We start from the raw sequence: 18,324 nt of genomic DNA, 5'->3' as shown, positions 1-18,324 counted from the left end.
TGATCGTGGATGGGTAGGGGAGCGTCGTTCAGCGGGTGAAGCTGCCGGGTGACCGAGTGGTGGACGCTGGACGAGTGAGAATGCAGGCATGAGTAGCGAATGAAGGGTGAGAATCCCTTCCGCCGGATGACCAAGGGTTCCAGGGCCAGGCTAATCCGCCCTGGGTGAGTCGGGACCTAAGGCGAGGCCGAGAGGCGTAGTCGATGGACAACGGGTTGATATTCCCGTACCCGCGAAGGAGCGTCCCTGCCGAACCTCACTGTGCTAACCACGTGAGTTACCGGATGACTTCGGTCTGAAGGTAACGAGCCTGGGATCCTGGTGGGTAGTAGGCAAGCGATGGGGTGACGCAGGAAGGTAGCTGAGCCCGGTGAGTGGTTGTGCCGGGGTAAGCGTGTAGGCCGTGTCATAGGCAAATCCGTGGCACATATAGGCTGAGACGTGATGCCGAGCCGATTCAGGTGAAGTCAGTGATCCTATGCTGCCGAGAAAAGCCTCTAGCGAGTTCCGAGCGGCCCGTACCCTAAACCGACACAGGTGGTCAGGTAGAGAATACCGAGGCGACGGGTGAACTGTGGTTAAGGAACTCGGCAAATTGCCCCCGTAACTTAGGGAGAAGGGGGGCCGGACGCGTGAAGCCACTTGCTGGTGGAGCGTGGTATGGCCGCAGAGAGCAGGGGGAAGCGACTGTTTACTAAAAACACAGGTCCATGCGAAGTCGTAAGACGATGTATATGGACTGACGCCTGCCCGGTGCTGGAACGTTAAGGGGACCGGTTAGCTCTTCGGGGCGAGGCTGAGAACTTAAGCGCCAGTAAACGGCGGTGGTAACTATAACCATCCTAAGGTAGCGAAATTCCTTGTCGGGTAAGTTCCGACCTGCACGAATGGCGTAACGACTTCCCCACTGTCTCAACCACAGGCCCGGCGAAATTGCAGTACGAGTAAAGATGCTCGTTACGCGCGGCAGGACGGAAAGACCCCGGGACCTTTACTATAGCTTGACATTGGTATTTGGGTTGGCTTGTGTAGGATAGGTGGGAGCCGGTGAAGCTCGGACGCCAGTTCGGGTGGAGGCAATCTTGAAATACCACTCTGGTTGATCTGGGTATCTAACTTCGGGCCCTTATCGGGTTCAGGGACAGTGTCTGGTGGGTAGTTTAACTGGGGCGGTTGCCTCCTAAAGGGTAACGGAGGCGCCCAAAGGTTCCCTCAGCCTGGTTGGCAATCAGGTGTTGAGTGTAAGTGCACAAGGGAGCTTGACTGTGAGACTGACGGGTCGAGCAGGGACGAAAGTCGGGACTAGTGATCCGGCACTTGCGTGTGGAAGCGGTGTCGCTCAACGGATAAAAGGTACCCCGGGGATAACAGGCTGATCTTCCCCAAGAGTCCATATCGACGGGATGGTTTGGCACCTCGATGTCGGCTCGTCGCATCCTGGGGCTGTAGCAGGTCCCAAGGGTTGGGCTGTTCGCCCATTAAAGCGGTACGCGAGCTGGGTTTAGAACGTCGTGAGACAGTTCGGTCCCTATCCGCCGCGCGCGTAGGATACTTGAGAAGGGCTGTCCCTAGTACGAGAGGACCGGGACGGACGAACCTCTGGTGTGCCAGTTGTCCTGCCATGGGCATGGCTGGTTGGCTACGTTCGGAAGGGATAACCGCTGAAAGCATCTAAGCGGGAAGCTCGCTTCAAGATGAGGTATCCCACCCACTTCGGTGGGGTAAGGCTCCCAGTAGATGACTGGGTTGATAGGCCGGAGATGTAAGCACGGTAACGTGTTGAGTTGACCGGTACTAATAGGCCGAGGACTTGACTACACAAACTTTGAAAGTATGCTCGCGTCCACTGTGTGATATCTGAACAAACAACCGTGAAGGTACCCGGTTAAGTTCATAGTGTTACGGCGGTTATAGCGAGAGGGAAACGCCCGGTTACATTCCGAACCCGGAAGCTAAGCCTTTCAGCGCCGATGGTACTGCACTCGGGAGGGTGTGGGAGAGTAGGACGCCGCCGGACTTCTTTTAATCAGGGCCACCCCTTATGGGGTGGCCCTGATGTGTTTTTCAGGCGCCGGCGGCCGTCGCGTAGTGGGCCGCCGTCGCTGCGGCGACGGCAGCGAGGTCGGCCCGGACCTCCGCCGGGGACAGCACCTCCACGTCCGTGCCGAACGCGAGCAGCGTGCGCGCGGCCGGCACCGCCGGGAACCGCAGCTCCAACTCCACCGGCTCGTCGCCCGCCCCGGCGGGGGCGGTCCCCGGGGCCAGCTCGGCGCGGTGCAGGAGCGTGAAGCGGGCCAGCGCCGCGGGCGCCACCCGCACCCGGACCGTCAGCCGGGCCGGGAACTCGTCCACCCGTGCCCGGAGCATGTCCCATTCGGCCGCGAGCGTGGTGTGCCGGCGGCGTACCGGCTGGTCGAGAAGGTCCGCGTCGACGATGCGGTCCGCGCGGTAGAGCCGCGGGTCGCCGTCCCGGTCCGCCACCAGGTACCAGACGCCGGCCTTCTCCACCAGGCCGTACGGGTCGACGACCCGGTCGGCGGGCGTGGACGCGGCCCCGGAGTGGTAGCGCAGCCGCAGCCGCCGGTCGGTGAAGACGGCCTCCTGGAGCGTGGACAGGTCGACGGACGACGCGCCGGTACGCCACCGGACCGGGTCGACGATGATCCGGCGCGCGACCAGGTCGGCCGCCTCCCGGTGCGGCGCCGGCAACGCCGCCATGATCTTGCGGAGCGCGGACCCGGCCGCGGCACCGAGCCCGAGGGAGGCGTGCGTCTCGCCGGTGAGCAGCACGAACAGCGCACGTGCCTCGTCCGCGGTCATCCCGGTCACGTCCGTGCGGAAGCCGGCCAGCAGCGCGATGCCGCCGTGCCGCCCGCGTTCGGTGTACACCGGGATGCCGGCCGCGGAGAGCGCCTCGACGTCCCGGAGCACGGTCCGCACGGACACCTCGAGGCGCCGCGCCAGTTCGGGTGCGGGCAGCCGGCCGTGCGTCTGCAGCAGCAGGAGCAGGGACAGCAGTCGGTCGGAGCGCATCGGCGTACCCCCGGAGGTCTGTGATCGGTAATACATGACGGACTGTGTCATGTATCCGCGGCAGGATCACTCCCGAACGCACGACAGAGGGAGAGACATGAGCGAGAACACCGCGATCGCCGAGGGCTACGCGAAGGCCTGGATGGCGCGGGACCTGGACGCCGCGATGGCCTACGTGGCGGCGGACGTCGTACTGGAGGCGCCGGCCGGGCGGTTCGAGGGCGCGGACGCGTACCGCGGGTTCCTGGAGCGGTTCCTGGGGTTGATGACGTCGGCCGAGATCACGGCGGTCTACGGCGGCGAGGACGGCGCGGCCGTGCACTACGTGACGGCGACGCACCCGGTGCCGGTGAGCCGCGGCTCGGACCGCCTGCTCATCCGCGACGGGCTGATCCGCGAGGTGGTGACGATCTTCGACCGGCTGCCCTTCGACCAGGTGAAGCGGGCGGCCGGGCGCGACTGACCGTGAGTGAAAGCGCGCGCCGGCCGGGTCGCACGCTACGTTGAGAAGGTGAAGCTGAAGTTCAAGCCCAGTCGGCAGATGGTGATCATCCTGGTGGTCGCCGCCGCCGCTGTGGCCTGGGGTCTGCTCGCCGGCCGCTCGCCGCAGTCGTCGGAGCCCGGCACACTGGACGACGCGGCGCGGCAGGCGTGCGCCGACTTCGCGGCCGGCCGCGACGCCGCGGACAGCAAGGGCCCGCGGCTGGCGCTGGCGGACAACGTGATGGCGTCCGCCCGGCGCACCGACAACTCCCGGATCGCGGACAGTGCCTCCGCGCTCGGCCGCAAGGCCAACAACTCCGACCGGGAGTGGGACGAGGCGGCGGACGGACTCGCCACCGCTTGTGCGGACGCCGGATGGTCCGCCGGCTGACTCTTCCGCCCGGCGGCAGGTCTATCGTGCGGGTATGGCCCTGCTCGATCTTGACCCTGACCAGCTGCTCTCCACCACCCGCGCGGTCCGCAAGCGACTTGACCTGACGCGCCCGGTGCCGGACGACCTGATTCGCGAGTGTGTCGCGATGGCGCTGCAGGCGCCGTCCGGCTCCAATGTGGTCACCATGCGCTTCGTGGTGGTGCGCGACGAGGCGAAGCGGCGCGCGATCGGCGACATCTACCGCGAGGCCTACGCGAACTACAAGGCGTCGCCCGCCTACCCGGGCAACCCGACCGGCGACCCGGAGCGCGATCGCGTCCAGGCCCGGGTGGCACGCTCCGCGGACTTCCTCGGCGAGCACATGGGTGACGCGCCGGTGCTGGTGCTGGGCTGTGTGGAGGCGCCGAACCGGGCGTACGCGGAGGCGAGCGTCGGCAACATCATGCCCGGGATGTGGAGCTTCATGCTGGCGGCGCGGGCGCGCGGGCTCGGCACCGCGTGGACGTCGATGCACCGGGCGCGCGAGCGCGACGTGGCGGACATGCTCGGCATCCCGTTCGACACCGTGGCGCAGGCGGTGCTGACGCCGGTCGCGTTCACCAGGGGCACGGACTTCAATCCGGCGCCGCGTCCCGCGCCCGACGAGGTCATCCACTGGGACACATGGTGATCACAAACCGGGGGTTGATCATGGCCGTACGCAGGGGAGGTGTTAGGTTAGGCATCCCTTAGTGAATGAGAGTGGAGTTCCCCTTATGCGCTCACACCGGTTCCTGGCCGGGGTCGTCGCCGTCGTGGCGGCGGTCGCCCTGACCGCCTGTGGGTCCGACAGCGAAGAGACCCCCGCGGCCGGCGGTTCCGCCGCTCCGGCCGGCGACACGTTCCCCGTCACGGTCACGCACGCGCTCGGCACCACCACCATTCCGGCGAAGCCGGTGCGGGTCGCGACCGTCGCGTGGGCCAACCACGAGGTCCCGCTGGCGCTCGGCGTCGTCCCGGTCGGCCTGGCCAAGGCCAACTTCGCGGACGAGGACGGCGACGGCTACCTGCCGTGGGCCGCGGACAAGCTCAAGGAGCTCGGCGGTACCGCGCCGGTGCTCTTCGACGAGACCGACGGCATCGACTTCGAGGCGGTGGCGAACACCAACCCGGACGTCATCCTCGCCGCGTACTCCGGGCTGACCCAGCAGGACTACGACACGCTGAGCCAGATCGCGCCGACCGTGGCGTACCCGACCACCGCGTGGGCCACGCCGTGGCGTGACTGGATCAAGCTGGAGAGCAAGGCGCTCGGCCTGTCCGCGCAGGGCGACGCGCTGATCACGCAGATCGAGGGCCAGATCAAGGCGGAGACCGCCAAGTACCCGGCGCTGGCCGGCAAGTCCGCGATGTTCATGACGCACGTCGACCAGACGGACCTGAGCAAGTTCAGCTTCTACACCACGCACGACACGCGTGGCGCGTACTTCGCGGACCTGGGCCTGACCACGCCGCCGAGCATCGCGGAGCTGTCCGGCACCACCGACCAGTTCGCGCTCTCGGTCAGCGCGGAGCAGGTCGACAAGCTCGCCGACGTCGACATCATCGTGACCTACGGCGACGCCGACATGGTCAAGAAGATGCAGGCCGACCCGCTGCTGTCGAAGATCCCCGCGGTCAAGCGCGGCTCGGTCGTGGCGCTGGTCGGCACGTCCACGGTCGGCGCGGCCGCGAACCCGACGCCGCTCGCCGTGCCGTACATCGTCGACGAGTACGTCAAGCTGCTCGCCGACGCCGCCGCCAAGGTGTCATGACGCTTCTCGCCAAGGAGCCGGACGTCGCCGTGGTGCGGCGTCCGGCCCGCGTCCGCATGTTCTGGTTCCTCGTCGCGCTGGCCGTGGTCGGCGTGGCGATGCTCGCGTCCGTCGCGTTCGGCTCCCGGATCGTCGGCTGGGACGCGATCGTGGACGGCGTCGCCGGCCACTCCGAGACGATCGACCAGGCCGCGGTGCTCAAGCGCGTGCCGCGTACGGTGCTGGCCGTCATCGTCGGCGCCGCGCTGGCGGTCTCCGGCGCGGTGATGCAGGGCGTGACCCGCAACCCGCTGGCCGACCCCGGCGTCCTCGGCGTCAACATGGGCGCCTCGCTCGCGGTCGTGGTCGGCATGACCACGTTCGGTCTGGCCTCCGCGGTCGGCGTGATCTGGGTGGCGATCCTCGGCGCCGCGCTCTCCGCGCTCTTCGTCTACGCGGTCGGCTCGCTCGGCCGCGGCGGCGCCACACCGCTGAAGCTGGCGCTGGCCGGCACCGCCACCACGGCCGCGCTGACCTCCCTGATCACCGCGGTCATCCTGCCCCGCGCGGACGTCTCCGACCGGTTCCAGGACTGGCAGATCGGCGGTGTGGGCGGCGGCAGCTGGGAGAACATCCGGCTGGTCGGACCGTTCCTGCTGGCCGGGTTCGTGATCTGCCTGCTCTCCGCGCGCCCGCTGAACTCGCTCGCGCTCGGCGACGAACTCGCCACCGGGCTCGGCGAACGGGTCGCGGTCGCCCGCGGCGTCGCGGCGCTCGGCGCGGTCATCCTCTGCGGCGCGGCCACCGCGATCACCGGCCCGATCATGTTCATCGGCCTGATCGTGCCGCACGTGTGCCGGCTGCTGATCGGGCTCGACCACCGCTGGATCCTGCCGTTCGCCGCACTGCTCGGCGCCGCGCTGCTGACCGTCTCCGACGTGGTCGGCCGCGTCGTCGACCGGCCGCAGGAGGTCGAGGTCGGCATCATCACCGCGCTGATCGGCGCCCCGTTCTTCATCTACATCGTCCGCCGGCAGAAGGTACGCGAGCTGTGAGCACCACGACACTCGAGGCCGTCACGCGCGGCCGGGTCCGCCGCGCCTGGCGCCGCCGTACCGTGTTGATCGTGCTCGGCGTCCTGGTTCTCGCCATGTACGCGGTCAACATCATGTTCGGCCGGACGTTCTACCCGCCGGACGACGTGCTGCGCGTGATCCTCGGCGAGACGGTCCCCGGCGCCACGTTCACGGTCGGCACGCTGCGGCTGCCGCGGGCCACGCTCGCGCTGCTCGCCGGCCTGTGCTTCGGCCTCGGCGGCGTCACCTTCCAGACCATGCTGCGCAACCCGCTCGCCAGCCCGGACATCATCGGGATCAGCTCCGGCGCGAGCGCGGCCGCCGCGTTCGCGATCGTCACGCTGGGGCTGAGCGAGACCGCCACCTCCACGTTCGCGATCGCGGCCGGGCTCGGCGTGGCCCTGATCATCTACCTGCTCTCGTTCCGGGACGGCGTCGCCGGCACCCGCCTCGTGCTGATCGGCATCGGCATGGCCGCGATGCTGCAGAGCGCCACCTCGTACGTGCTCTCCACCGCCTCCCAGTGGGACCTGCAGGAGGTGCTGCGCTGGCTTACCGGCAGCCTCAACGGCACCAGCTGGGGCGAGACCGTCCCGGTCGCGATCGCGCTGCTCGTGCTCGGCCCGGTCCTGCTCGGCCAGGGCCGCAACCTGTTCATGCTGCAACTCGGCGACGACATGGCGGCGGCGCTCGGCATCCGGATCGAGGTCACCCGGATCACGCTGATCATCGCGGCGGTCGGCGTGATCGCGTTCGCCACCGCGGCCTGCGGGCCGATCGCGTTCGTGGCGTTCCTGGCCGGGCCGATCGCGTCCCGCATCATCGGGCCGGGCGCGTCGCTGCTCGTACCGTCGGCGCTGGTCGGTGCGCTGCTCGTGCTCGTCGCGGACTTCGTCGGGCAGTACGCGCTGGAGATCCGCTACCCGGTCGGCGTCGTCACCGGCGTGCTCGGCGCACCGTACCTGCTCTACCTGCTCATCCGTACCAACCGGGCCGGAGGCTCGCTGTGACCACCGACCATTCGCTGCAGGCCGAGAACCTCACGCTCGGCTACAAGGAGCGCGTCGTCATCAACGATCTCGACCTGGCGTTCCCGCCGGCGAGGATCACCGCGATCGTGGGCGCGAACGCGTGCGGCAAGTCCACGCTGCTGCGCTCGATGTCCCGGCTGCTCGCGCCGCGCACCGGCCACGTCCTGCTGGACGGCCGCGAGGTGCACCGGATGCCGGCCAAGGAACTGGCCCGCACGCTCGGCCTGCTGCCGCAGTCACCGATCGCGCCGGAAGGCATCACGGTCGCGGACCTGGTCGGCCGCGGCCGGCACCCGCACCAGCGCATGCTGTCCCGCTGGTCCGCCGCCGACGACGTGGCGGTCGCGGCCGCGCTGGACGCCACCCACACCGCCGAACTCGCGGACCGGGCCGTCGACGAACTCTCCGGCGGCCAGCGGCAGCGGGTCTGGATCGCGATGGCGCTCGCCCAGCAGACCGACGTGCTGCTGCTCGACGAACCCACCACGTTCCTCGACGTCAGCCACCAGGTCGAGGTGCTGGACCTGCTCACCGACCTGAACCGGTCACGCGGCACCACCATCGTGATGGTGCTGCACGACCTCAACCTCGCCGCCCGGTACGCCGACCACCTCATCGCGCTCGCCGACGGCACCGTGCACGCGGCCGGCGACCCGGCGGACGTGCTCACCGAGGACTGCGTGCGTGCGGTGTTCGGCCTGGACAGCCGCGTCATCCCGGACCCGACCTCGGGCAAGCCGCTGATGCTGCCGCTCGGCCGGCACCACGTGATGCCCGAATAACGTCACCGCCGTCCCGCGGTACGCCGGAACGCCGCCGCCGAGCAAGGATTGGGCGCATGACCATCGAGTCCCTGCCGTCGCGGCGGCTGGCCGGCAGCGACGGACTCGGATGGCGGCGGGTACACGCCGGCCTCCACGACGACCCGGCCGAGACCGAGGCGTTCACCACCCGCGTCCCGGAACTGCTGCTGGTCCTGGTCACGGACGGCCGCTACCGGATCGAGAGCCGGCACGGGCGCACCTGGCACCGGGCCGCGTACCGGCCCGGCTCGATCGGCGTGACCGCACCCGGCAACCGCAGCGAGCTGCGCTGGCGCGCCACCGAGGCCGGGCCGATGCGGTCCCTGCACCTGCGCCTCGACCCGGCACTGCTGCCGGGAGACGGTTCGGTCCCGGACGCGCTGACGGTCGACGACCCGTACGTGACCGCGGCCGCGCGTGCACTGCACGACGCGCTCCGCGACGGCGCCCCCGGCCTGTACGCGGACGCGGTCGCCCAGGGACTGGTCGCGCACCTGGCGCACCGGGTCACCGCGACCGCACCCGAACCGGCCGCGGCCACCCCGCTCGGCGCCGCCGACCGGGACCTGATCGTCGAGTACATGCGCGCGCACCTGGCCGACGACGTGGCACTCGACGACCTGGCCGCGCTGGTCAACCTGTCCAAGTACCACTTCCTGCGGATGTTCGCCCGGACCACCGGCCTGACCCCGCACCGCTACCTGTCCCGGCTCCGCCTCGAAGCGGCCGCGGACCTGCTGCGCGGCGGCACGCTACCGGTCCAGCGGATCGCGCTGCGGTGCGGCTACGGCAGCCCCAGCCGGTTCGCGGCCGCGTTCCAGCGGGCGTACGGATGCACGCCGACCGCGTACCGGCGGGGAGCCTGACGCGGATCGGTCCGAGATCGGGAACGAGGACGGCGCCGAGGGCAGCCTGGTAGTTTCCGGGCCAGGCTGGATCGGCCGGTGATGACGGATCATTTCCGGGTGATCTCAGGTAACGAACTCGGTGCCGCTCTCCGGCGCTGGCGCGAGCGTGCGACCCCGCCGCCGACCAGGTTCGGCTCGGCGGGAGGTGCACGCACACCCGGCATGCGCCGGGACGAGCTGGCCGAGGCGGCCGGGGTGTCCGCGGAGTACATCAAGCGTCTCGAGCAGGGGATCGGGCGGCCGTCCGCCCAGGTGCTCAACGCGCTCGCCCGGGCGCTGCGCCTGTCCCACCCCGAGTACGAATACCTGTGCCTGCTCGCCGGGCACCTGCCGGTCCGGGTGGGCCGGGTGCCGCACGAGGTGGGCTCCGGTCCCCGGCACCTGCTCGACCGGCTCGGTGACGTGCCGATCTGTGTCCTGGACGCGGCCTGGACGCTGCTGGCCTGGAACGCGGCCTGCGAGGCGATGTGCGGCGTGTCGATGACGGCCGACGGCCGGCGGCGGAACCTGGCCTGGCGCGCGTTCACCGAGGGGGCCGAGCCGGCCTGGCAGTCTGCGGCGGAGCGGCGTTTCCAGCACGTGATCGTCGCCGATCTGCGGGCCACCGTGCTGCGGTATCCGGACGACGGCTGGCTGGCGGATCTGGTCGCGGACCTGCGGGCGGTCAGTGAGACGTTCGCCGCCATGTGGGAGTTGCGGGTCGACTACCGGGACCGGGCCAACCGGCTCACCACGCGTCATCCGGTCGCCGGGGAGTTCACCGTCGACTACGACGTCATGACGATCCACGAAGGCGACCTTCGTGCGGTCGTGTACACCGCGGAGCCCGGCACGACCGATGCCGTACGGCTGGCCGCGACCCGTTTGAATCTACCCTTGAGGACGAACTGACATGTTGCTGGACGCTGCTCGTAAGACGGTGCCGACGCTCGCGGAGAACGCGGCACGCACCGAACACGACCTGACGCCCGCGCCGGACAGCGTGGCGGCGGTACGGGCCGCCGGCCTGTTCGGGCTCGCGGTGCCGCGCGCGGCGGGCGGGTCGGAGGCCGATCTGCGGACCCTCGTGGAGGTGCTGGTCGAGCTCGGTCGCGGCTGCCCGTCGACGGCCTGGGTCGTCGGCCTGACCGCGGCGAACAAGAGCGTGGCCCGGCTGCTGCTGCCGGACGCGGCCCAGGCCGCTATCCTGGCCGACCCGGACGCGGTGTTCTGCGCCTCCAGCGGTTTCTCGCCGGGTAACCGCGGCGTGCGGGTGCCCGGCGGGCTGCGGGTCTCCGGGCGGTGGGGGATGGCGTCCGGTGCCGAGCTGGCGTCGTTCGCGATGGTCGGCGTGCCGCTGCCGGACAGCCCGGCGCCGGCGATGACCCTGGTGCCGCTGGCCGATCTGTCGGTGGAGCGGACCTGGCGCGCGGCCGGTCTCGGCGGTACGAGCAGCCACACGCTGGTCGCCGAGGACGTGTTCGTACCGGACGGCTTCGTGAGTTTCCCGGACCCCGCCGTACCGCCGCAGGGGCTGCCGCCGACCCCGCTGTTCACCGGCGGCCTGGCCGCGCTCGCCCCGATGATCGGGGCGACGCTCGGGGCGCGGGACCTGGTCGCGGACGCGATCTCCGGCGGCCGGGCGCCGTACCTGACGACCTACGCCCGGGTCGCGGACTCCCCGCTCGGCCGGCACTGGTTCACCGAGGCGCTCCAGCGCAGCGAATCGGCCCTGCGGCGTACGGTCCGGGTGGCGGACATCCTCGACGATCTGCCGCCGGGTGGGGAGCTGCCGGTCACCGAGCGGGTGGCGCTGCGCGTGGAGTTGTCGGCGGCCGCCCGGGAGTGCCGCGAGGCGATGGAGTTGCTGCTCGATCTGCACGGGGCGAGCGGTTTTGCGGAGGGCAACCCGCTCCAGCGGTTCTGGCGGGACGTCGCCGTCGGCACCCGGCACCCGTTCTTCACGCCGTACGTCCTGGCCGAGGACCACGGACGGATCACCTTCGACGTGCTGCCGGCCGTGTCGCTCGCTCTCTGAGGTGCGAGGTCCGCCGGAGGCAGCCCTCGACCGTTCGCCCGGGACGCATCAATGCCCGGGGAACGGCAACTCCATCAGTGCCTCCGGCGCCAGCGCGATCGCCACGAAACGGGCGCACCGGCCCGCCAGGCAGACCGTGGCGAACGTCGCCGTGGGCATCGGGCCGCGGCCGGCGTAGACGGTGACCAGCAGCAGTGGTGGGAAGCCGAGGAACGCGCTGGCGAACAGGATCGGTACGGCCTGGCGGGGGCGGTCGAGTGTCTGCATGACCACCCGGGTCCGGTCGAGCACGGCCCGGGTGCGTCCGGTGGTCTCCGCCGGGCGGGCCGGCACCTTCCGGGCGATCAGCGCCCGTAGGCGTGCGGACCGTACCGCACCCCGGACGGTGCCGAACAGCAGGAGTTTGCCGGCCGTCTGCCCGATGCCGGCGGCGATGCCGAGCGGTACCGGTGGTACGTCGGTGGCGGCGACCACGCCGATCAGGTACGGCTCGACCGGGGTGATCGGGAGGATCGCGGACACCGCGCCGACGATCAGCGCCGCGAGGACGGCCGCGATCATCGGGTCCGGGACACCAGTCGGGCCACCCGGACCATGGAGGCGATCTTGATCAGGGTCACGGCGGTGGCCAGCAGTGCCGGGTAGAGCGGGGACGGGGCGACCAGGACCAGCACGACCACGGCGGTCGTGTTCAGCACCTTCGCGGGTGGGGACCAGTTCCACCGGTAGACGCGGCGGTCGACCTCGGCGAAGTAGTTCGGCGAGACCAGTGACCACATCAGGAACGACAGGCTGAGCATCGTGTCGAGGACCATGAACTGGACGAGGAAGATGGCGAGTGGGACGACCATGGCGGGTTTCATCATGAGCAGCGCGGCCAGGCACAGGGACGTGCAGGCGCGGTCGCCGACGATGTCGAAGACGGCGCCGGCCCGGGTCTCCTGCTTCAGCCAGCGTGCCACCATTCCGTCCAGCGTGTCGCCGATCCAGTAGACCGCGTACGCGCCGATCAGCAGCGGCCAGCTGTGCGCGACGATCGCGGCCAGGGCCAGCGTGACCGCGCCGACGGTCCGGACCAGCGTGATCAGGTTGGGCACGGTGGTGAACGAGATGCCGGACCGGACGAGAGGCGCGGCGGTGTTGGTCACGTTTCCCCCTGTCCACGAGATGCTGACCGAGCGTAGCGGCAGGGTTCAATGCCGCGACGACGTGCCGGGCATCGCCTCGGCAGGCGGGTCAACTAAAGTCGCAGCGCGCGGCACGACTTCCCACCGACGCGCGCGGGGCGGCCCGATCGGCAGACTTTCCGGTATGACGTTCACGATCGTTCTGGTTCTCGGTGTGACCGGTGTCCTGCTGCTGATCGCCTCGGCGGTCCTGCACCGGCGCCCGGAGCCGGGCGGCGGGCACCCGGCGGCCGACCCGGTGACGTTGCGTGCGGATGTCCGGGCCGCGCTGGACGCCGGGGCGGACGCGCGGGCGGTCCGGCTGTATCGGGAGCGGACCGGCGCCGGGTTGCTGGAGGCGCACGCCGAGGTCGCTCGGATCGCCCGGGAAAGTGGTAGTAACTATCCATGATCGCGGATTTCGAGAATCTCGGCACCTACGTGGCGTCTCCCCGGATCGGTGGGTTGCGGCTGTCGCCGGACGGCCGCCGGATCGTGGTCGGCGTCGCCACCCCGGACCCGAAGAAGAACCGGTACGTGACCGCGCTGTGGGAGGTCGACCCGGCCGGTGACCGTCCGGCCCGGCGCCTGACCCGCAGCCGCGCCGGCGAGTCCGCCGCCGGGTTCACGCCCGACGGTGACCTGCTGTTCGTGTCGTCCCGGCCGGAGCCGGACGCGACCGAGGGCGGCGAGGAGACCGCGGCGCTGTGGTGGCAGCCGGCCGGTGGCGGTGACGCGCGGGTGGTGGCCCGGCCGCCGGGCGGTGTGCGCGGCGTGGCCGTCGCGGACGACGGCGGCCTGGTGTTCGGCTCCGCGCTGCTGCCGTCGTCCACCGGCGTCGAGGACGACGAGGAGCGCCGGAAACGGCGCACGGACGCGGGCGTGACCGCGATCCTGCACGACGAGTTCCCGGTCCGGTTCTGGGACCACGATCTCGGTCCGGCCCGCACCCGGCTGCTGGCCCGCGCGGACGTCGAGCAGGGCGACCTGCGGGACCTGACCGGGCACGTCGGCTACGCGCTCGACGACGACGCGAGCTGGGACCTGAGCCGGGACGGGCGCACGCTGGTCTCCTCCTGGACCGTGGCGGTGCCGCACGGCGGGCACCGGTCGACCGTGGTCGCGATCGACGTGGCGTCCGGTGAGCGACGCACGCTCGCCTCGGCCGAGCACCTCGAGTTCGACGCGCCGCGCCTGTCGCCGGACGGGACCCGCGTGGCGGTCGGCGTGCACCGGCGGACCACGGCGGACGACCCGGGCGACGCCTGGCTGGCCGTGGTGCCGGTGAGCGGCGGTGCGGTGCGCGACCTCACGGAGCACTGGGACCGCCGCCCGCACTCGGCCCGCTGGACGCCGGACGGTTCCGCGCTGGTCGTGGCCGCCGACGACCTCGGCCGGGGCCCGCTGTGGCGGGTCGACGCGGAGGACGGCCGGGTCACCCGACTGACGCCGGACGACGCCACGTACACGGACGTGGAGGTCTCGCCGGACGGCCGGTGGATCTACGCGTTGCGCGCGACCATGGACACGCCACCGGCGCCGGTCCGGGTGCCGGCCGACGGCGGGGCACCCCAGCCGCTCCGGAGCCCGGTCGAGGCGCCGGAGGTGCCGGGACGGCTCACGGAGGTCACCGCGACCGCGGCGGACGGCACGCCGCTGCGCGCCTGGCTGGCGCTGCCCGCGGACGCCGGCGAGGAGCACCCCGTGCCGCTGGCGCTGTTCATCCACGGCGGTCCGCAGGCCTCCTGGAACGCGTGGTCGTGGCGGTGGAACCCGTGGGTGCTGACCGCGCACGGCTACGCGGTGCTGCTGCCCGACCCGGCGCTGTCCACCGGGTACGGCCGCGACTTCATCGCCCGCGGCTGGGGCCGGTGGGGCGACACGCCGTACACGGACCTGATGGCATTCACGGACGCGGCCGAGGCGCGCGCGGACATCGACGCGACCCGCACGGCCGCGCTCGGCGGCTCGTTCGGCGGCTACATGGCGAACTGGATCGCCGGTCACACGGACCGGTTCGCCGCGATCGTCACGCACGCGTCGCTGTGGGCGCTCGACCAGTTCGCCCGCACCACGGACACGTCCGACTACTGGACCCGCGAGATGACCGAGGCGATGGCCGCCGAGCACTCGCCGCACCACTCGGCCGACCGGATCACCACGCCGATGCTGGTCATCCACGGCGACAAGGACTACCGCGTACCCATCGGTGAGGGTCTTCGCCTCTGGTGGGATCTGCAATCCCGGTCGCAGGCCGGGCACCGCTTCCTCTACTTCCCGGATGAGAACCATTGGATCCTGAAGCCCGAACACAGCGCGATCTGGTACGAGACGGTGCTGGCGTTCCTCGCCGAGCACATCCGGGGCGAGGAGTGGCGACGGCCGCGCTCGCTCGGCTGAGATCGGCGGGCCCGTGGCGGCTCGCCTACGAGGCCGTCCTGCTGGTACTGGTGACCGCCGTGGTCGTGGCCGCGGCGGTGCCGGACCCGGTCTACCCGCTCGCGCCCTGGCTGGAGGGCGTCGCCGCGCCGGCCGTCCTGCTGCTGCGCCTCCGGTACCCGCTGCCCGCCTACCTGGCCGCCGCGCTGATCGGCCTGGTCACCGGCGGGGCCAGCACGATCCTGCTGGCCGTGCTGAGCGCGTCGCTGGCCTACCGGGCCGCACCGGCGTGGCAGGTCGCGGCCGGCCTGGCCGGTGGGTGGGCGGCCTTCACCGGCGCGGTCTGGTGGTGGGAGGGGCGGCCGGACCTGGCCGACCTGGTGCTCACCACCGCGTTGTTCGCGTTGTTCGCGCTGATCCCGGCCGGGGTGGCACGGGTCGTGCGGCGCCGCCGCGTGCTGCTGGCCGCCATGCACCGGCGCAACGTGCAGCTGCACTCGCAGCAGGGCGAGGTGGCCCGGGCCGCGCGGGCGCGCGAACGCACCCGGATCGCCCGGGACCTGCACGACTCGCTCGGCCACAAGCTCACGTTGATCTCGCTCTACGCCGGCATGCAGTCGACCGGCGGCGAGCACGCGGAGCTGCTGCGGGAGACGTCCGCGGCCGCGATGACCGAGCTGCGCCAGATCCTCGGGCTGCTCGGCCAGGACGACGAGCAGCCGTCCGTGCGGTCGCTGGACGGCCTGGACGAGCTGTGCGCGGGCGCGCGCGCCTCCGGCGCCCAGGTCGAGATCATCCGCGAGGGTACGGCCCGGCCGCTGGCTCCGCTGACCGAGCACGCGGCGTACCGGGTGATCCAGGAAGGGGTGACGAACGCGCTCCGGCACGCGCACGGCGGCACCATCGTGGTGTCGCTGCGCTACGAGCCGGACGCGCTGATCGCGGGCGTGACGAACACGGCCGGGCAGCGCCTGGCCCGGCAGACGTCCGGGCAGGGCCTGCTCGGCCTCGCCGAACGGGTGCGGGTCGCGCACGGCATGCTGTACCACGGGCCCACGCCGGACGGCGGGTTCCGGCTCGCGGCGACGCTGCCGTACCCGGGCAGCGCCGAGGCGCCCGCGCCCGCGGTGCCGGACTTCGCGGAGCTGGTCGAGCGGGACCGGCGCCACGCGCGGCGCACGCTGGTCGCGACCACGCTCGGCATCGCCGGGGTGCTGGTGCTCTGCTGCTCCGGCCTGTGGCTGACCGCCGCGCTGGTCGTGGTGGACCGGGACACCTACGACACGGCCCGCGTCGGCCGGCCCGAGCGGGAGGTCCGGGACCTGCTGCCGGATCCGGAGGCCGGGCTGACCGGCGCCGTCGGCGGGCGTGCCGTGCCCGGTGCGGACTGCGTCGACTACCAGGCGTCACCGCTCGACCAGGACGGTACGGACCGGGTGTACCGGTTCTGCTTCCGGGACGGCACGCTGGTAGACAAGCAGGAGTTCCTGGACCAGCGGCCGTGAGAGACGATGCGATGACCCACCCCATCCGAGTCCTGCTGGCCGACGACGACCGCCTGGTCCGTGCCGCGATCGAGACGATCCTGCGGTCGGCCGGCGACGTCGAGCTGATCGCGCAGGCCGGCGACGGCCGCCAGGCGATCGACCTGACGCTGCTGCACCGGCCGGACGTGGTGCTCCTCGACATCCGCATGCCGATCCTGGACGGTCTGGCGGCGCTGCGCGAGATCCGCCGGATCGCGCCGGCCGTGCACGTGGTCATGCTGACCACGTTCGGCGAGGACGACTACGTGGCCCAGGCGCTCAACGCGGGCGCGGCCGGTTTCCTGCTCAAGGACTCGGCCGCGGACGAGCTGGCGAACGCGGTCCGGGCCGCGGCCGCGGGCGAGGCGTTCCTCTCGCCCAAGGTGACCCGTCAGGTCCTCGACCGGCTGCCCGCGCCGCCCGTGGTGTCGCCGGAGGACCTGGCCCGGGTCGAGTCGCTGAGCAGCCGCGAGCGCGAGGTGCTGATCCTGCTGGCCCAGGGCCTGTCGAACGCGGAGATCAGCGCGCAGCTGTTCGTCACCGAGGGCACGGTGAAGACCCACCTCTACCGCGTCTTCACCAAGGTCGGCTGCGAGAACCGTGTGCAGGCGGCGATGCTCGCCCAGCGCGCCGGCCTGCTGGGCTGAGCCCGGGGCCGCGCTCCACCTTTCGTCGTGGTCCGAAACGCGGCCATCGCACTTTCGGCAGACGCGGCGGGAACGGCCCGGCTGCTGTACTCGGACGTATGGAAAGCATTCTTCTTGAGCGGTCCGACCTGCTGCTGGTGTTCGCGGCCGCGGTGCTGAGGGGAACGGAGGACGAGCCGATCAGCACGGACAACCTGCTGGTCGGCCTGGCCTCGGCGGAGGGCACGCGGGACGTCCTGGACGCGGCGGAACTGACCCGTACCGTGGCGGCCTCGGTGCGTGACCACCGGCGGACCGCCTGGGTCAGCGACGACCGGGGCGGGCCGGTCGAGGTGGTCGTCTCGGCCGGCGGCGAACCGGCCGAGTTCACCACGGCCGCCGCGGACGCGCTGCGTCGGGCCGAGCGCGCCGCCCGGGAGAACGGCCGGGACGGGTGCGACTCGCGGGACCTGCTGATCGCGTTGCTCGGCGACGAGCAGAACCGGGCCGCCGAGCTGCTGCGGGACTGCGGCGTGCCGGTCGCGGCGCTGCGCGAGAGCCTGGAGCGGGGGCGGCCGCTGCGGGTGGCCGACCCGGTGCCGCGGGAACTGCACCGGGTGCGGGACATGCTGATCGGGCGGACGCGCTACCCGCGGGTGCGGTTCTGGCGGAACCCGCTGCTGGCGATCGTGGCCCCGGCCCGGACGAACCTGGCACCGCACCCGCTGCTCTGGCAGATGCTGGAGACGCGCGAGCAGGCCCGCGAGCGCGGCCGCCGCACGCCCGGCTCGGACGACGCGCTGCTCGCGCTGCTGGCGATGTACGAGCTGGCGCGCTACTACCCGCACCTGTACGAGACCGGCGACGCCCGCTACAGCGGCGGTGCGGCCCTGGCCGCCGCCGGGGTCACCTACGCGGCACTGCGCCGCACCGCCGCGCGCACCGACCTCGGCGCCGACCCGCGTCCGCTGCGCAAGGCCGTGCCGACGGCGCCGCCGGACACGATGGAGTTGCTGCGCCTGCTGCTGGCCGACCGGGACAACCGCGCGAACCGGCTGCTCACCGCCGCCGGCATCGCCGACTTCCGGCCCTGACCGGTCCGCGCCGCGC

The 18,324-nt window shown here is 71.4% G+C and carries 18 protein-coding genes and 2 rRNA genes (1 of these 20 cut by a window edge); 17 read left to right on the top strand and 3 right to left on the bottom strand.

Features of this window, described 5'->3' with window-relative positions; translation table 11 throughout:
• Both J2S44_RS06255 and rrf read left to right on the top strand, forming a co-directional pair.
• Nucleotides 1–1,818, top strand: a 23S ribosomal RNA gene (locus J2S44_RS06255) (it extends 1,258 nt beyond the left edge of the window).
• Nucleotides 1,819–1,900: 82 nt separating this feature from the next.
• Nucleotides 1,901–2,017, top strand: a 5S ribosomal RNA gene (gene rrf / locus J2S44_RS06250).
• A gap of 47 nt (nt 2,018–2,064) precedes the next feature.
• Here the strand turns inward: rrf and J2S44_RS06245 are convergent.
• Complete coding sequence (locus J2S44_RS06245) at nt 2,065–3,033, bottom strand: helix-turn-helix transcriptional regulator (protein ID WP_310409775.1); 969 nt, start codon at nt 3,031–3,033, stop codon at nt 2,065–2,067.
• 97 nt (nt 3,034–3,130) lie between these two features.
• Between J2S44_RS06245 and J2S44_RS06240 the strand changes: the two genes are divergently transcribed.
• The 10 genes from J2S44_RS06240 to J2S44_RS06195 all read left to right on the top strand — a co-directional run bounded on the left by J2S44_RS06240 (nt 3,131) and on the right by J2S44_RS06195 (nt 11,517).
• Nucleotides 3,131–3,496, top strand: a complete 366-nt coding sequence (locus tag J2S44_RS06240; protein WP_310409774.1) for a nuclear transport factor 2 family protein — start codon at nt 3,131–3,133, stop codon at nt 3,494–3,496.
• Nucleotides 3,497–3,544: 48 nt separating this feature from the next.
• Nucleotides 3,545–3,907, top strand: a complete 363-nt coding sequence (locus J2S44_RS06235; protein WP_310409773.1) for a hypothetical protein — start codon at nt 3,545–3,547, stop codon at nt 3,905–3,907.
• A gap of 34 nt (nt 3,908–3,941) precedes the next feature.
• Entirely contained in the window at nt 3,942–4,580 is a 639-nt protein-coding gene (locus J2S44_RS06230; RefSeq protein ID WP_310409771.1) for a nitroreductase family protein, read from the top strand.
• Between the two features lie 85 nt (nt 4,581–4,665).
• On the top strand, nt 4,666–5,703 hold the full coding sequence (locus tag J2S44_RS06225) for an iron-siderophore ABC transporter substrate-binding protein (RefSeq protein ID WP_310409770.1): 1,038 nt from the start codon (nt 4,666–4,668) through the stop codon (nt 5,701–5,703).
• A complete protein-coding gene (locus tag J2S44_RS06220) occupies nt 5,700–6,737 on the top strand; it encodes a FecCD family ABC transporter permease (protein WP_310409769.1) in 1,038 nt (345 codons plus the stop codon). Before J2S44_RS06225 ends, J2S44_RS06220 begins: the two co-directional genes overlap by 4 nt.
• Nucleotides 6,734–7,768, top strand: a complete 1,035-nt coding sequence (locus J2S44_RS06215; RefSeq protein WP_310409768.1) for a FecCD family ABC transporter permease — start codon at nt 6,734–6,736, stop codon at nt 7,766–7,768. The genes J2S44_RS06220 and J2S44_RS06215 overlap by 4 nt, the downstream gene beginning before the upstream one ends.
• On the top strand, nt 7,765–8,571 hold the full coding sequence (locus J2S44_RS06210) for an ABC transporter ATP-binding protein (protein ID WP_310409766.1): 807 nt from the start codon (nt 7,765–7,767) through the stop codon (nt 8,569–8,571). Before J2S44_RS06215 ends, J2S44_RS06210 begins: the two co-directional genes overlap by 4 nt.
• 56 nt (nt 8,572–8,627) lie before the next feature.
• Nucleotides 8,628–9,458: a helix-turn-helix domain-containing protein gene (locus J2S44_RS06205; RefSeq protein WP_310409765.1), complete on the top strand. Its 831-nt coding sequence runs from the start codon at nt 8,628–8,630 to the stop codon at nt 9,456–9,458.
• An 81-nt stretch (nt 9,459–9,539) separates the two neighbouring features.
• Nucleotides 9,540–10,391: a helix-turn-helix domain-containing protein gene (locus J2S44_RS06200; protein WP_310409763.1), complete on the top strand. Its 852-nt coding sequence runs from the start codon at nt 9,540–9,542 to the stop codon at nt 10,389–10,391.
• 1 nt (nt 10,392) lies between these two features.
• Nucleotides 10,393–11,517, top strand: coding sequence for an acyl-CoA dehydrogenase family protein (locus J2S44_RS06195; RefSeq protein ID WP_310409762.1), 1,125 nt, complete (start codon nt 10,393–10,395; stop codon nt 11,515–11,517).
• Nucleotides 11,518–11,565: 48 nt separating this feature from the next.
• Here J2S44_RS06195 and J2S44_RS06190 read toward each other — a convergent pair whose 3' ends face one another.
• Nucleotides 11,566–12,078, bottom strand: coding sequence for a hypothetical protein (locus tag J2S44_RS06190; RefSeq protein ID WP_310409761.1), 513 nt, complete (start codon nt 12,076–12,078; stop codon nt 11,566–11,568).
• Nucleotides 12,075–12,665 (bottom strand): CDP-alcohol phosphatidyltransferase family protein, encoded by a 591-nt coding sequence (locus J2S44_RS06185; protein WP_310409759.1) that lies wholly within the window; start codon nt 12,663–12,665, stop codon nt 12,075–12,077. Before J2S44_RS06185 ends, J2S44_RS06190 begins: the two co-directional genes overlap by 4 nt.
• 163 nt (nt 12,666–12,828) lie before the next feature.
• Here J2S44_RS06185 and J2S44_RS06180 point away from each other — a divergent pair, with 163 nt between their 5' ends.
• The 5 genes from J2S44_RS06180 to J2S44_RS06160 all read left to right on the top strand — a co-directional run bounded on the left by J2S44_RS06180 (nt 12,829) and on the right by J2S44_RS06160 (nt 18,308).
• The gene (locus J2S44_RS06180; RefSeq protein WP_310409756.1) at nt 12,829–13,095 is read left to right on the top strand and encodes a hypothetical protein; all 267 of its coding nucleotides are present in this window, start codon (nt 12,829–12,831) and stop codon (nt 13,093–13,095) included.
• Nucleotides 13,092–15,083 carry a S9 family peptidase gene (locus J2S44_RS06175; RefSeq protein WP_310409754.1) on the top strand — a complete coding sequence of 664 codons (1,992 nt, stop codon included), beginning with the start codon at nt 13,092–13,094 and terminating at the stop codon, nt 15,081–15,083. The genes J2S44_RS06180 and J2S44_RS06175 overlap by 4 nt, the downstream gene beginning before the upstream one ends.
• Nucleotides 15,056–16,567, top strand: coding sequence for a sensor histidine kinase (locus J2S44_RS06170; RefSeq protein ID WP_310409752.1), 1,512 nt, complete (start codon nt 15,056–15,058; stop codon nt 16,565–16,567). Before J2S44_RS06175 ends, J2S44_RS06170 begins: the two co-directional genes overlap by 28 nt.
• 11 nt (nt 16,568–16,578) lie before the next feature.
• On the top strand, nt 16,579–17,235 hold the full coding sequence (locus tag J2S44_RS06165; RefSeq protein ID WP_310409750.1) for a response regulator transcription factor: 657 nt from the start codon (nt 16,579–16,581) through the stop codon (nt 17,233–17,235).
• Nucleotides 17,236–17,333: 98 nt separating this feature from the next.
• Nucleotides 17,334–18,308 (top strand): Clp protease N-terminal domain-containing protein, encoded by a 975-nt coding sequence (locus J2S44_RS06160; protein ID WP_310409748.1) that lies wholly within the window; start codon nt 17,334–17,336, stop codon nt 18,306–18,308.
• Nucleotides 18,309–18,324 lie beyond the last annotated feature (16 nt).

It is taken from the genome of Catenuloplanes niger (assembly GCF_031458255.1).
In the GTDB taxonomy this organism is placed as follows: Bacteria; Actinomycetota; Actinomycetes; order Mycobacteriales; family Micromonosporaceae; genus Catenuloplanes; species Catenuloplanes niger.
The sequence above is the reverse complement of the archived record's forward strand: the minus strand, read 5'-3'. Positions and strand labels throughout refer to the sequence as shown.

Coding starts and splice junctions, on each gene's coding strand:
- J2S44_RS06200 (WP_310409763.1), top strand. CDS start 9,540: ATGACGGATCATTTCCGGGTGATCTCAGGTAACGAACTCGGTGCCGCT.
- J2S44_RS06160 (WP_310409748.1), top strand. CDS start 17,334: ATGGAAAGCATTCTTCTTGAGCGGTCCGACCTGCTGCTGGTGTTCGCG.
- J2S44_RS06225 (WP_310409770.1), top strand. CDS start 4,666: ATGCGCTCACACCGGTTCCTGGCCGGGGTCGTCGCCGTCGTGGCGGCG.
- J2S44_RS06245 (WP_310409775.1), bottom strand. CDS start 3,033: ATGCGCTCCGACCGACTGCTGTCCCTGCTCCTGCTGCTGCAGACGCAC.
- J2S44_RS06230 (WP_310409771.1), top strand. CDS start 3,942: ATGGCCCTGCTCGATCTTGACCCTGACCAGCTGCTCTCCACCACCCGC.
- J2S44_RS06165 (WP_310409750.1), top strand. CDS start 16,579: ATGACCCACCCCATCCGAGTCCTGCTGGCCGACGACGACCGCCTGGTC.
- J2S44_RS06190 (WP_310409761.1), bottom strand. CDS start 12,078: ATGATCGCGGCCGTCCTCGCGGCGCTGATCGTCGGCGCGGTGTCCGCG.
- J2S44_RS06195 (WP_310409762.1), top strand. CDS start 10,393: ATGTTGCTGGACGCTGCTCGTAAGACGGTGCCGACGCTCGCGGAGAAC.
- J2S44_RS06205 (WP_310409765.1), top strand. CDS start 8,628: ATGACCATCGAGTCCCTGCCGTCGCGGCGGCTGGCCGGCAGCGACGGA.
- J2S44_RS06180 (WP_310409756.1), top strand. CDS start 12,829: ATGACGTTCACGATCGTTCTGGTTCTCGGTGTGACCGGTGTCCTGCTG.
- J2S44_RS06240 (WP_310409774.1), top strand. CDS start 3,131: ATGAGCGAGAACACCGCGATCGCCGAGGGCTACGCGAAGGCCTGGATG.
- J2S44_RS06220 (WP_310409769.1), top strand. CDS start 5,700: ATGACGCTTCTCGCCAAGGAGCCGGACGTCGCCGTGGTGCGGCGTCCG.
- J2S44_RS06175 (WP_310409754.1), top strand. CDS start 13,092: ATGATCGCGGATTTCGAGAATCTCGGCACCTACGTGGCGTCTCCCCGG.